The organism is Pseudoalteromonas sp. DY56-GL22, assembly GCF_041414715.1.
Taxonomy (GTDB): Bacteria; Pseudomonadota; Gammaproteobacteria; order Enterobacterales; family Alteromonadaceae; genus Pseudoalteromonas; species Pseudoalteromonas simplex.
Genome location: NZ_JANHZR010000010.1, coordinates 21,459 through 33,733 on the forward strand (window position 1 = coordinate 21,459; position 12,275 = coordinate 33,733).

General features: G+C 40.7%; 12 protein-coding genes and 1 tRNA gene. 4 read left to right on the plus strand and 9 right to left on the minus strand.

From position 1 onward, the window contains the following. A tRNA-Asn gene (locus tag NO991_RS18025) sits at window positions 1–77 on the minus strand. 1,064 nt (window positions 78–1,141) lie between these two features. Between NO991_RS18025 and NO991_RS18030 the strand changes: the two genes are divergently transcribed. From NO991_RS18030 to NO991_RS18045, 4 genes are read left to right on the plus strand one after another with little or no spacing between them, the layout of a single operon-like run. Continuing rightward, the gene (locus tag NO991_RS18030) at window positions 1,142–2,521 is read left to right on the plus strand and encodes an MATE family efflux transporter (protein WP_300363026.1); all 1,380 of its coding nucleotides are present in this window, start codon (window positions 1,142–1,144) and stop codon (window positions 2,519–2,521) included. After that, on the plus strand, window positions 2,518–4,512 hold the full coding sequence (uvrB, locus tag NO991_RS18035) for an excinuclease ABC subunit UvrB (RefSeq protein WP_054553686.1): 1,995 nt from the start codon (window positions 2,518–2,520) through the stop codon (window positions 4,510–4,512). Before NO991_RS18030 ends, uvrB begins: the two co-directional genes overlap by 4 nt. Before the next feature lie 5 nt (window positions 4,513–4,517). Further along, window positions 4,518–5,447 carry a class I SAM-dependent methyltransferase gene (locus NO991_RS18040; protein ID WP_371352267.1) on the plus strand — a complete coding sequence of 310 codons (930 nt, stop codon included), beginning with the start codon at window positions 4,518–4,520 and terminating at the stop codon, window positions 5,445–5,447. Continuing rightward, the gene (locus NO991_RS18045) at window positions 5,447–6,103 is read left to right on the plus strand and encodes a tRNA (adenine(22)-N(1))-methyltransferase TrmK (protein ID WP_300362686.1); all 657 of its coding nucleotides are present in this window, start codon (window positions 5,447–5,449) and stop codon (window positions 6,101–6,103) included. Before NO991_RS18040 ends, NO991_RS18045 begins: the two co-directional genes overlap by 1 nt. Window positions 6,104–6,118: 15 nt before the next feature. On the opposite strand, the gene NO991_RS18050 is transcribed toward NO991_RS18045, so the two are convergent. From NO991_RS18050 to dinG, 8 genes are all read right to left on the minus strand, one after another. Next, window positions 6,119–6,361 carry a hypothetical protein gene (locus NO991_RS18050; protein ID WP_054553683.1) on the minus strand — a complete coding sequence of 81 codons (243 nt, stop codon included), beginning with the start codon at window positions 6,359–6,361 and terminating at the stop codon, window positions 6,119–6,121. Between the two features lie 71 nt (window positions 6,362–6,432). Further along, on the minus strand, window positions 6,433–7,320 hold the full coding sequence (locus tag NO991_RS18055) for a DMT family transporter (RefSeq protein ID WP_054553682.1): 888 nt from the start codon (window positions 7,318–7,320) through the stop codon (window positions 6,433–6,435). Window positions 7,321–7,392: 72 nt separating this feature from the next. Further along, window positions 7,393–7,551 (minus strand): YbaM family protein, encoded by a 159-nt coding sequence (locus NO991_RS18060; protein ID WP_082389283.1) that lies wholly within the window; start codon window positions 7,549–7,551, stop codon window positions 7,393–7,395. Continuing rightward, window positions 7,548–7,820: a late competence development ComFB family protein gene (locus NO991_RS18065; protein WP_138602087.1), complete on the minus strand. Its 273-nt coding sequence runs from the start codon at window positions 7,818–7,820 to the stop codon at window positions 7,548–7,550. Before NO991_RS18065 ends, NO991_RS18060 begins: the two co-directional genes overlap by 4 nt. 46 nt (window positions 7,821–7,866) lie before the next feature. After that, window positions 7,867–8,760 carry a histone deacetylase gene (locus tag NO991_RS18070; RefSeq protein ID WP_300362688.1) on the minus strand — a complete coding sequence of 298 codons (894 nt, stop codon included), beginning with the start codon at window positions 8,758–8,760 and terminating at the stop codon, window positions 7,867–7,869. Next, on the minus strand, window positions 8,757–9,365 hold the full coding sequence (locus NO991_RS18075) for a primosomal replication protein (protein WP_054553679.1): 609 nt from the start codon (window positions 9,363–9,365) through the stop codon (window positions 8,757–8,759). Before NO991_RS18075 ends, NO991_RS18070 begins: the two co-directional genes overlap by 4 nt. Beyond that, window positions 9,366–10,142, minus strand: coding sequence for a TSUP family transporter (locus NO991_RS18080; protein WP_300362680.1), 777 nt, complete (start codon window positions 10,140–10,142; stop codon window positions 9,366–9,368). Beyond that, window positions 10,142–12,217, minus strand: coding sequence for an ATP-dependent DNA helicase DinG (gene dinG, locus NO991_RS18085; protein ID WP_300581841.1), 2,076 nt, complete (start codon window positions 12,215–12,217; stop codon window positions 10,142–10,144). Before dinG ends, NO991_RS18080 begins: the two co-directional genes overlap by 1 nt. Window positions 12,218–12,275: the final 58 nt, after the last annotated feature.

Here is a 12,275-nt window from a genome sequence, read left to right on the forward strand (position 1 = left end):
TGGCTCCCCCTCCCCGACTCGAACGGGGGACCTGCGGATTAACAGTCCGTCGCTCTAACCAACTGAGCTAAGGGGGAAGCGTCATGCCTTTCAACGGGGCGAAATATTAATGACAGCATTGCAAAGTGTCAACATAAAAACTTCATAAATTCAAAAAAGAAGCTTATTCGATGTTTTTATGTTCGATCTGAGCAAAATGTAGCTGAAAAGCGCAGCGTTTTTTGTTTTTTAGAAGACTAGCTATGTCGAAAAGATGACTTTTTTGCATTCTTTTTGAGCAGTAGTACCAAATTGAAAATATAAAAAACCATTCTTTGTTCAGATATTCTCTATTAAAGTGAGGAAATCATCACTTATGCAATAATTTCTTGTGATTGAGAAAATCAAACCTAAGAGTTTTTATTAGGCCATCCTTAGGTGTTATTTTTTTCTTGTATTTTCTTACTACAGATGGCGAATATTTCATCTTTTTTTATGAAGCACATCGACATCATTGTTTGTCGAGGATGACTAAATTTATTTTTAGGTATACATATCAGTTAGTTACTGAATAGTGTGTTGTCGTGTTTTATGTTTCATGCTGGCTTTCCATTAAGGGGAGAGCATTTTTTACACATTCTTTTCTAGAAGCTTACAAAAGGGTCAAAACGGGATACTTCACTATTATTCGTTTTATCAGTTTCAAGCTAGTCTTCAAAGCCTTTATATTTGCGGCTTCTAGAGAGTTATCCACGGTTTCTGTGGATAACTCTGTTTATTAAACTTTAAGAACAGCTATAGTACTAGGATTTTAGGGCGCTCCAGCAATTTCAAGTGTTTAATTAAGTTTTTTTAATTCATTTTAAATCAATGTGTTAGTGTTTTTATCTGAAGCGATGCTGAATTGATAAGTAAATTTATTCGTGACGATGAAATGATGCTATTTATTGTGTAAAAAAACAGCGAATAGTGCCATTTAATTGTAATAAAGCTATTAAATTTGTTTTTATATTGTTTTTTATAAGGGTTAGTGGTTATTTTTATGTCAAAGCGTCAAAAGTTATAGTTTTGTACATCGATTTTGATTCTGCGAATAAAGCATAGCTTGCAAGTGAAGGATGCTTTAAACTTATAGGCTCATATAAAGAGGCCAAGAATTCTTATGAGCGTGAAACCGCAGAGCAAAACTAAACCTGATCTTTTAAACTCCCCAATTCTGCCGACCTTAAAAAAAATGACCATTCCTATGATTTTCGGAATGATCACTCTTATGATGTTTAATTTAGTCGATACCTTCTTCATCAGTTTGTTAGGCACTGAGCCATTAGCCGCAGTAAGTTTTACTTTTCCAGTTACCTTTACTGTAATTAGTTTAGCAATCGGCTTAGGGATAGGTACCTCCGCAGTTATTGCTAAAGCACTCGGAAGTGATAATTTAGATGAAGCTCGTTTTGATGCCAGTATGTCATTATTGGTGTCGGTTGTAATGGTGTTTTGCCTTTCTGCCTTAGGTTATTTGTATATTGAGCCTATCTTTAAATTATTAGGCGCAGGTGAGCAAGTCTTGCCACTTATTCATGACTACATGAGCGTGTGGTTCATCGGCAGTGTATTTTTAATTACCCCTATGGTTGGCAATTCAGTGCTTAGAGCCAGCGGCGACACCAAAACGCCAAGTATTGTTATGGGTGGAGCGGGGCTGATAAATGCTATTTTAGATCCGGTACTAATTTTTGGTTTTGGGCCAATTCCAGCCTTAGGTATACAAGGGGCTGCTATTGCGAGTGTTATTGCTTGGGCGGTTGCAGTAATTATTATTTTATATATTCTGGCAATTAAGAACGGTTTGTTGAGCCTGCATGCTGGTCAGCAAACAGCAGTTAGTTCAGTTCGTAAAATTCTTAAAATAGGTTTACCGGCGGCAGGCGCAAATATGTTGACGCCAATAGCGATGGCGGTCATGACGGCATTAGTAGCTAAGCATGGCCCTGAGGCGGTTGCAGCGTTTGGTGTAGGCAGTCGCATTGAATCTATCGCAAGCCTTGTGGTGCTTGCTTTATCAATGACCTTACCACCATTTGTAAGTCAAAACTTTGGGGCAGGTAAGTTTGAACGTGTTAAAGAAGCTTACTCAAAAACCTTGAAATTCGTGATGATTTGGCAGTTCGCTATTTATATTTTACTGCTGTTAACCTCTGGCTTTATCGCGGATGTATTTGGTAAAGAGCAAGCGGTAATGGATGTGATTAAGTTATTCATTTATATCTTACCACTGAGTTATGGCCTGCAGGGGGTGATTATTTTATCTAACTCTTCATTTAATGCCTTGCATAAACCAATGAATGCCCTGATTTTAAGTGTGGTACGTCTGTTTGTTTTTTATGTACCTTTTGCTTATATAGGCAGCGAAATTGCAGGTTTAACTGGTTTATTTATTGGTGCCGCGATTGGTAACTTATTTACTGCAATGGTTGCCTATAAATGGTTTATCAAAGAAGTTGATGGGTTAAGTGCATCATATATGAAGGAGTGTCATTCATGAGCGACCATTTCCAACTAGTTTCTAAGTTTCAGCCAAGTGGTGACCAACCAACGGCCATTGCACAGTTAAAAGATGGCCTAGAGGCTGGGCTTGCACATCAAACATTATTAGGGGCTACAGGAACCGGTAAAACCTTCACCATGGCCAATATCATTAATGATTTGAATCGGCCAACCATTATTATGGCACACAACAAAACACTCGCTGCACAGCTTTACGGTGAAATGAAAGAGTTTTTCCCTCATAATGCGGTTGAGTATTTTGTATCTTATTATGATTATTACCAGCCAGAAGCCTACGTTGTTGCCAGCGATACCTTTATTGAAAAAGACGCGTCTATTAATGAGCACATTGAACAAATGCGTTTAAGTGCCACCAAAGCGCTGCTTGAACGACGTGATACCATTATTGTGGCTTCGGTGTCTGCTATTTATGGTTTGGGCGACCCTGACTCATACATGAAGATGATGCTTTTACTAAAAGTAGGTGAAACCGTCGATCAGCGCGATATGCTGCGTCGTCTTGCTGAATTGCAATATACACGCAATGATATTGAATTTAGCCGCGGTACTTATCGCGTACGTGGCGAAGTGGTCGATATATTTCCTGCTGAATCGGATACTTACGCTGTGCGTGTGGAGATGTTTGACGATGAAATTGAGCGCTTAAGTATTTTTGACCCGCTTACAGGAGCAGTTGAAAAGCATATTGTACGTGCGACTATTTATCCAAAAACCCACTATGTAACACCCCGTGAAAAAATTCTTGATGCCATTGATAAAATTAAAGATGAGCTTAAAGACCGCCGAGCTCAGTTACTCAGTGCCAACAAACTTGTGGAAGAGCAACGTATTGCTCAGCGCACCCAGTACGATATTGAAATGATGACCGAGCTTGGTTATTGCTCTGGTATCGAAAACTATTCGCGATACTTATCTGGCAGAACACCGGGCGATCCACCGCCGACATTATTAGATTACTTACCTGATGATGCATTGATGATTATTGATGAATCACACGTTACTGTGTCGCAAATTGGTGCTATGTATAAAGGCGATAGAAGCCGTAAAGAAAATCTTGTTGAGTATGGCTTTCGCTTGCCATCGGCGTTAGATAACCGCCCATTACGCTTTGAAGAATTTGAAGCCATTGCGCCGCAAACTATTTATGTGTCGGCAACCCCTGGTGACTTTGAGCTTGAGCGCTCATCAGGGGAGGTTGCAGAGCAGGTCATTCGTCCGACCGGGCTTATTGATCCAGAAATTGAAGTACGCCCTGTGGGCACCCAGGTTGATGACTTACTCTCAGAAATCTATAAACGAGTAGAAGTGAATGAGCGGGTGCTTGTAACCACGTTAACTAAGCGTATGGCAGAAGATTTAACCGACTATCTCAATGACCATGACGTAAAAGTACGCTATTTGCACTCAGACATCGACACTGTTGAACGGGTTGAAATTATTCGTGATTTACGTGCTGGCGTATTTGATGTGTTAGTAGGCATTAACTTATTGCGAGAAGGTCTCGACATGCCAGAAGTTTCACTGGTGGCGATACTTGATGCCGATAAAGAAGGTTTCTTACGTTCGACTCGTTCACTTATTCAAACCATAGGGCGTGCTGCGCGTCACTTAAATGGTAAAGCAATTCTGTATGGCGACCGCATCACTAATTCAATGCGACAAGCCATTGATGAAACAGACCGCCGCCGTGAAAAACAACAAGCTTATAACCTTGAACATGGTATTGAGCCACAAGCACTGGTTAAAAGTATTACCGACATTATGGATGTGGGCGAAGAAGCAAGCCCGAAAGACAACCTTAAGTTAGTGCGTAAAGAGTCTAAACAAGTGCTCAGCGCGAAAGATATTGCCAGCCAAATCAAAGCTCTTGAAGCGAAAATGCATGCTTATGCTAGCGATCTTGAGTTTGAAAAAGCGGCGTCTGTGCGTGATGAAATTCACGAATTACAACAACAGTTAATTAACTAAAGATGATGACAAACGATTTTTCTGCCATTTTAAATGCTTTAGCAGAGGCGCCACTTGCTGCTAATGAATTATGTCGTGTATTCCATGGCCGTGGTCACTCAGTCGCTGAGCTGAGCCACATAAACTTAGACTTTTATCCGCCAGCACTCTTTTTAGTTTCATATCAAGAGATAGATGAACAAGTACTTGCGCAATTAACTGATACCCTGTGGCAATGGGCACAACAGAATGCGCCAGCGCTTGTCAGTGCATTGGTTTACCAACAACGTAGCGGCATTAACACCCGCAACGCGCTTATGTATGGTGAATTACCCCAAGAGCACCATGTCAGTGAAAATGGTATTAAGTTTAAAGTCGATTTATTGAGTCGCCAAAATACTGGGATTTTCCCTGATATGCGCCGTGGCCGAGAGTTTGTTCAAGCTAATAGTAAAAATGCAAAAGTGCTCAACTTATTTTCATACACGTGTGGCTTCTCTGTTGCAGCAATGCAGGGTGGGGCAGACCAAGTTATTAATATGGACATGAATAAAGGGGTGCTGCGAACAGGTAAACAAAACCATCAGCTAAATGGTTTTGATCAAGGTGTGAGTTATTTTCCGCACGATATTCTAAAATCATTCGGTAAGCTTAAAAAATCAGCACCGTATGAATTGATCATCGTAGACCCGCCGAGTTTTCAAAAAGGCAGTTTTATATTGACCAAGGATTATCAAAAAATCCTACGTCGTTTACCTGAGCTGCTAAATGAAAACACCCAGTTGTTACTGTGTGCAAATAGCCCTGAGCTATCTGAGCAGGCGTTTAAAGATCTCATTAGCGATCATACCCAAGGGGCAATTAGTTTTGTTGAGCGACTATCTCCTACTGATGGCTTTATTGAGGTTGACAGTGATCGCAGCTTAAAAGCGTTAGTCTATAAAACAGCAGACTAATGGCACTGAGTAAACGACTTTCAGCCATTGTTGATGTAGTTGATTCTGGGTATGACGAAATCTGGGATTGTTGCTGCGATCACGGTTTGTTAGGGATTGAGCTATTACAGCAAAATAAAGCCCAGCTTATACATTTCGTTGATATTGTGCCTGAGCTGATGCAGGTACTAAGTGATAAACTCGAACGTTTTGCCACAAGTGAGCAACGCGGCCGTTGGCAGGTACATTGCCAAGATGTGGCAATGATTTCACCAGATCCTAAAAAGCGTCACCTTGTTATTATTGCGGGGGTGGGAGGTGAGTTATTAGTGCGATTTTTAGCGCAGATTGTTAGTCAACAGCCAAATACGCATATCGACTTTATTGTTTGCCCTGTACATCACAGTTATCAAGTTCGCAGCTATTTGCAGACACTGCCATTGGGGCTCGTATCTGAGCAGTTGGTGTGTGAAAACAAACGATTTTATGAAGTTATTGCCATGAGTGCGTCTTCTTCGCAGTCGATCACTCGAGTTGGCCAGCAAATGTGGCAGCTAACAAGTAAAGAGCACCAAGCTTATCTAAAGCAGTTATGTGCTCATTACCAACGTATGTTAAATCAAGACGCCGATTACTATCAGCCTGTGCTTGAACAATACAGTGCATTATTAACTTAATAAGAGCTAACTTAATTAGAGTTTATTAATTTCTTGTTTTACGCTGTAGCTTGAATCAGTAACGATGGCTTCGAGCGTTTGCACACGCTCTTTTAGCTCTACAAGCTCTTTTGTTACTGCAGCGACATGTTCGTTCGCTTCTTTGCTGTCTTTTAATGTTCGAGATTTAAACTCTAAATGTTTTTTATACATATCATAAATCACACCTGAACCCACAGAAATCAAGACAATCAATACCACCATGGTTGTCCCTGACATAGCACTCTCCTTATTATTTAAAAATTATGTATAGATTATAGCCTGATTTTTTAATTGCAAAGGTGATTCTGTTACAAGGTGTTTCGTTTTAAAAATGGCTTGATACGAATAAAGCCGGTGACCAGCATGGTACCCGCGATAACACACAATGCGCCAACCAAGGTATTAGGTCCAATTTGCTCATCTAAAATTAAATTGCCCCAAACAATGCCAAATAATGGAATTAAAAAGGTAACAGTCAACGCAGAGGTTGGGCCAATGTCATCAATCAAACGGAAAAACAGGATATATGCCACCGCAGTACATAGCACACCGAGTGCCACCACACCAAGCATCACCTCATTACTTGGAATTTCTCTGGCAGGAATAACAAAAATAAGTGGTAGAACCATAATACTTGCCGCCCACATACTGCCATGGGCATTATCAAAAGCAGATAACTTAGGTGCATGTTTTGTGTAATGAGATGCAATGGCATAGCTGAGCGAGGCACACAATGCAGCTACAATTGCTGTGATTGCTTGCGTGTCGATAATCAGGCTATTTTGCCCTACTAAAATGGCTACGCCCGTTAAACCTAATAGCAAGCCAAGTAACATACTTTTGGTGGGTTTCGTTTTACTCCATACAATACCAACGATGGCACCCCAAATAGGGGTCGTTGAATTTAATATGGATAAGGTTGAGGCATTAATTGTTTGCGCTGCATAGGCAAACAATAAAAAGGGAAGGGCGGAATTAAGTGCGCCAATAATGAAAAAATGCTTTTTGTGGGTCGTGAAAGCGAGTTGCTTTCGTAAGTACATCGCAAAAATAAACAGTGTAATTGCAGCAAAGCCAACTCTTAACTCAATTAATACTGCAGGGCCTAAGCTATTCGCTGCCATGCGCATAAATAAGAAGGAAGCGCCCCAAATAGCAGCAAGGATGAATAAGCGTAATAAACTTGGCAATGACATGGTTTTACATTCTTGAATTATAAAACCTGAGCATAACAAATTTCTGCTCTAATACTCGCCATTTTCGGACTATTAATCGGTTGATTTTGGAAGTTTCTTTTCGAAATCAGACTTAACGATTTCTAAAGCTGCTAATACATCTTCGGCGGGGACATCGTTTTGCTCTAATAGCATAATAAGGTCAACAGCAATTTTAATATAGTTAGGCGCACCTTCTAACTCACTGCTCATTTTTGCAATTCCTTTTTCTTAGCGACTTGGCTGATCGCTACATCAATAGCTGTTTGCACTTGTTGCTCCATTCTAATACGTTCTTTTTGCGGTAAATAAAATTCCATATCGACATCGTAGCGAATGTAACGAGCAGGCAGTTGATTTAATACTGTGCAGCATAAATCTGCCATAACATCATCACTATAGGTCGCTTCTAAGTTTCGTTTTGAGATGTCTTCGACAACCAATTTTTCATAGTAATTATGAATGTCGTCATGCAATTTCATACAAAGTTAGCCTTATTTAAAAGTCACTTTTAGTGTATACCAAGCTTTAAAATAAATCGACAGCTGCCCTATAAAGCTGGCTATGAACTTCAACCAAACGGCTTACATTTCGTTGGTAGCCACCGCCCATGGCTGAAAACACTGGGATTTTTGCTTCCTTGGCTTGGTTTAATACAAAATGGTCACGCTGATACACGCCTTCTAAACTCACTTGAAAGTGTCCTAATTCGTCATCTGTTGCGATGTCTGCGCCGGCGTTATACAAAATGATATCTGGCTGGTGGAGTCTAATTGTTAAGGCTAAAGCTTGTTTGACTGTTTCTAGGTATTCATCATCTGTAGTGCCATGCTCTAACGCAAAATCGTAGTTTGATTGCTGTTTAATACGCGGGAAGTTTTGCTGACAATGAATTGAGCAGCTAATGATCTGGGGATGTGCTTGTGTAACTTCGGCTGTGCCATCCCCTTGGTGGACGTCACAGTCAAAAATTAATACGGTGTCGGCTTGCTCGGTATTAATTAAGTGTGCTGCGGCTATCGCTAAGTCATTAAAAATACAAAAACCACTACCATAGCTCGTAAAAGCATGATGATAACCACCACTTAGGTTAAAAGCAGCACCCTGTTGCAAAGCAAACTCAGCGCCTTGAATACTTGCGCCAACAGAGTAAAGTGTTCGCTCAACCAACTCAGTGGACCAAGGAAAGCCCATTTTTTTAATTACTTTGCTATCAAGGCTACCAGTTAAAAAAGCGTCGATATACTCGGGGTTATGGCACAGAGCAAGCTGCGCTCTAGTGGCTTGTTGTGGGGTAATAAAATGCTGCTCATCAATAAAGTTGCTAACAAGCTGTTTTAACATGCGGTATTTATCAATGGGAAAGCGGTGACGCTCGGGTAAAGTTAACGCTGAATAATTTGGATGATAGTAAAACATTATCTCAGCTGTTGCTTTTCGACTTGCTGAATTTTGTCTTCAGTGGCTGAAATAGCCTTTCGACAACGGCCAAGTCTTGCATGTAAAGCTAATATTTCTTTATTAATTTCGGTTGCTTGCTGTGCATTTGCAGCGTCGAGCTTAAGTTTTCGCTCTTCGATCATCAAAACTAAGCGGCGTTCAAACTCATGGGTTTGTTTTAGTTCGTCATACAGTTCATGGGATGACTGCATGATTTTTTTTACTGCTTGCTTATAAACTTGTGGCTTAGCTTTCGGCTTAAAGCTGTATTTATTTTCTTTAGCCCATACTGGGGTTGATTTGATTACATTGAATACCGCTTCGACTTGAATGGCAATACGCTCAAGCGCATATTGATAAGCATGGCGATGCTCAGCTGGCGGCAGGCTGTTAAGCTCATCTTCGATTTCGGTTACATAGTCAGCCAGCATCATACTTTTCGTACTAAACACGGCTTTATCAAACAAACTTGGCTGGGCTTGCATATAGCGATTTTTAGCAAATAAATTACCCTTATCAAATTGTGTGGCTAATTGTTTGAGTCTTTCAATTTGTGAACGTAGTTTATCAAAAGCAGTCGATTGCATTTATAAATAAGCCTCATAGATTAACTTTAATGCTAACACTATAACCACAGTGTTAAACACTGGGCGGATCATTTTACTACCAAACTTTATTGCAGAATGTGCTCCTAACCATGCTCCAAGCATCAAGAAAAAACCCATTGTGATACCAAGTAGAAAGTTTACATGGCCAAGTGCAACGAAAGTGATCAATGAAATAAAGTTTGAAACAAAATTCATTGAGCGGGCAAGACCACAGTTAAGCAATAAGCTCATTTTATATAAAAGGCTATTTGATGCGGTCCAAAATGTGCCAGTGCCGGGGCCTGCTAAACCATCAAAAAACCCAAGTCCAAGCCCTTGCAGCCACTGTTTAACTTTAGTTTTACTGTCAAGCTCTGGTAACTCGTTATGCTCAGTTGCACTTAAACTGCCAAATAAGCTGTAACAAGCGACTAAAATAATCACCACCGGTAGTAATTTATTTAAAAATTCAATACTTAAGTAATCTACCACTAAAGTACCTACGAGCGCCCCAATGGCTGTTGCTAAAATGGACGCAGCCCAAAACCGTGGGTTGAACAACTTTTTACGAAAATACGTTACGCTGGCTGTCAATGAACCAAAACTTGCTGCAAGTTTATTGGTACCTAATGTGAGGTGAGGCGGCAAACCTGCGGTTAATAGTGCAGGTACCGTTAACATGCCACCGCCGCCTGCAATTGCGTCAATAAAGCCGGCTGCTAGTGCAACTGCACATAATAGTGCCCAGGTTGTTGGGTCTAAAGCTAATTCAAACATTAATAATCAATTTGTCTTTTAAAAGGTGGCAAGGTATCGAGCATGGCTTTGCCATATCGCTTGGTCACTAGTCGGCGATCAAGGATAGTAATGCGACCCTGATCATTTTCTTTGCGCAGCAGTCTACCACAGCTTTGTACTAATTTCTTTGCCGCATCAGGTACGGTTATCGAAAGAAACGGGTTGCCACCTTTACTTTGCACAAACTCGGCCTGCGCTTCTTCTATTGGTGAGGTAGGCACCGCAAATGGAATTTTTGTAATTACTAGGTTTTCTAAGTATTTACCTGGTAAATCAAGACCCTCAGATAAACTTTGAGTGCCAAATAAATAGCTAGCACGGCCTAAATCCACATTGGCTTTATGTTTTTTAAGCAGGGCTTCACGAGACATTTCTCCTTGCACTAAGACCTCAATTCCTTTGTTACGTAATGCTTTAACAACATGATCCATCTGCCAATAAGAGGCAAATAACACTAAATTTGCTTTTTTATCATCAAGGAATTTGGGCAATTGCTCAGCTAAGTGATCACTAAACGCTTTATCGGTTGGCTCAATATGACTTGCAGGAATATGCAGCGTCGCTTGTTTAGGGTAATCAAATGGAGAAGGGACTTTTATGTATTTTACGCCTTCTTCTTTGGCAAGACCGCATTCATAAGCAAAGTGATCAAATGAACCCAATGCAGTTAAGGTGGCTGAACAAAGCACGGCACCCGCACATTGATTCCATAATTTATCTTTAAGGTAATAGCCAACTTCAATAGGGCAATCACTAAGTAAATGGTCGTGATGGTTCTTATATTCTAAGCGTTTGATCCAGCGCGCATGGGGAATACCTTCGCCTTTTGTGGCGTAACTAAACCACAGCTTGTTTAATAACTCTAGACGATTAATGTACTGACCACTTTCAGCCAAGATTGGATCGGCCACATAAGGTTTTACATCGCCATCACTTACGTCTTGCACTAGGGTATCGTGCATCTTGTTGAGTGCTCTTAGGGCATCAAGGGTGGCATCGCTAATATCTTTTGCTTTGGCATGTAAAGATGCTGGGATTTCACCATGTTCAAAACGATAGGTGTCATCACTGTTATAATTAAAGTCTGCGTTATCAAGAATATCACGCACTACTTTTAAATTTTTACCGGCATCATTGATACTGTCACTGAGCTTAAAATTTTGCCCAATCGCTTTTTGACCTACGAGCACATTGGCCATTTTGCCGGCAAATTTAACCAGCTTGTCGAGCCAGTCTATGGTGCCTTTAATGGTTGCTGCGGCAGAAGAGAAGTCGCGGGTGATGTGCGCTAAATGGTGTGCTTCATCGATAACATAAATCGTATCGTCAGGTTCAGGTAGAATCTTACCGCCACCTAAATCAAGATCAGCCAGTAGTAGAGAATGGTTGATCACTAGCACATCCATTTGCATCAGACGCTGACGTGCCATATGAAAAGGGCAGAGCTGATGAGCGCGCATTTGTCGTTGGCATGAATGCTTATCACAAGCAATTAAATTCCACACTTTATCAGGAATTGTATCAGCCCAGCTATCGCGGTCGCCTTGCCATTGCTTTTTTGAATAAGCATCATAAAGTTGCTTTAAGCATTTGGTTTCCATATCTGAAAGGGGCGATGATAGGGTCGGCATAAACTCCATTTGCGTTTGACTGTCGCCATTGACGGCGGCACTCAGTTTTTGTGCACAGATATAACGCTGTCGACCTTTCACTAAATCAAACTTGATGTCGAGGCCAGAGTGCTCTTTAAAAAAAGGCAGCTCCTTACTAATTAACTGTTCTTGTAGAGCAACGGTTGCCGTCGAAATCACTAATTTCTTTTTCTTGGCCATCGCTAAAGGCAATGCCCCTAAACAATACGCTAGCGATTTTCCGGTCCCGGTGCCTGCCTCAATAACGCAAATTCGTTGGCTCTTGTGATATTCGCCAGCTAGAGTTTTTGCTATTTCGGCAACTAAATAGTTTTGACTGCTTCGAGGGCGATAATCGGTGAGGTTATCAGCAACATGCTTATGAATTTGCCGAATTGTTTTTTTTAAAGAGTTAGAAAGCATGCCCAGAAAACCTAAAGTATGTATATAATTACAGTAATGAATTTTAGAGATTTAACTG

Excerpts from the sequence above, each read along its gene's own strand:
- NO991_RS18065 (WP_138602087.1), bottom strand. The coding sequence starts at position 7,820 with ATGAAATTGCATGACGACATTCATAATTACTATGAAAAATTGGTTGTC.
- NO991_RS18050 (WP_054553683.1), bottom strand. The coding sequence starts at position 6,361 with ATGTCAGGGACAACCATGGTGGTATTGATTGTCTTGATTTCTGTGGGT.
- NO991_RS18055 (WP_054553682.1), bottom strand. The coding sequence starts at position 7,320 with ATGTCATTGCCAAGTTTATTACGCTTATTCATCCTTGCTGCTATTTGG.
- uvrB (WP_054553686.1), top strand. The coding sequence starts at position 2,518 with ATGAGCGACCATTTCCAACTAGTTTCTAAGTTTCAGCCAAGTGGTGAC.
- NO991_RS18075 (WP_054553679.1), bottom strand. The coding sequence starts at position 9,365 with ATGCAATCGACTGCTTTTGATAAACTACGTTCACAAATTGAAAGACTC.
- NO991_RS18060 (WP_082389283.1), bottom strand. The coding sequence starts at position 7,551 with ATGAGCAGTGAGTTAGAAGGTGCGCCTAACTATATTAAAATTGCTGTT.
- NO991_RS18030 (WP_300363026.1), top strand. The coding sequence starts at position 1,142 with ATGAGCGTGAAACCGCAGAGCAAAACTAAACCTGATCTTTTAAACTCC.
- NO991_RS18040 (WP_371352267.1), top strand. The coding sequence starts at position 4,518 with ATGACAAACGATTTTTCTGCCATTTTAAATGCTTTAGCAGAGGCGCCA.
- dinG (WP_300581841.1), bottom strand. The coding sequence starts at position 12,217 with ATGCTTTCTAACTCTTTAAAAAAAACAATTCGGCAAATTCATAAGCAT.
- NO991_RS18045 (WP_300362686.1), top strand. The coding sequence starts at position 5,447 with ATGGCACTGAGTAAACGACTTTCAGCCATTGTTGATGTAGTTGATTCT.
- NO991_RS18080 (WP_300362680.1), bottom strand. The coding sequence starts at position 10,142 with ATGTTTGAATTAGCTTTAGACCCAACAACCTGGGCACTATTATGTGCA.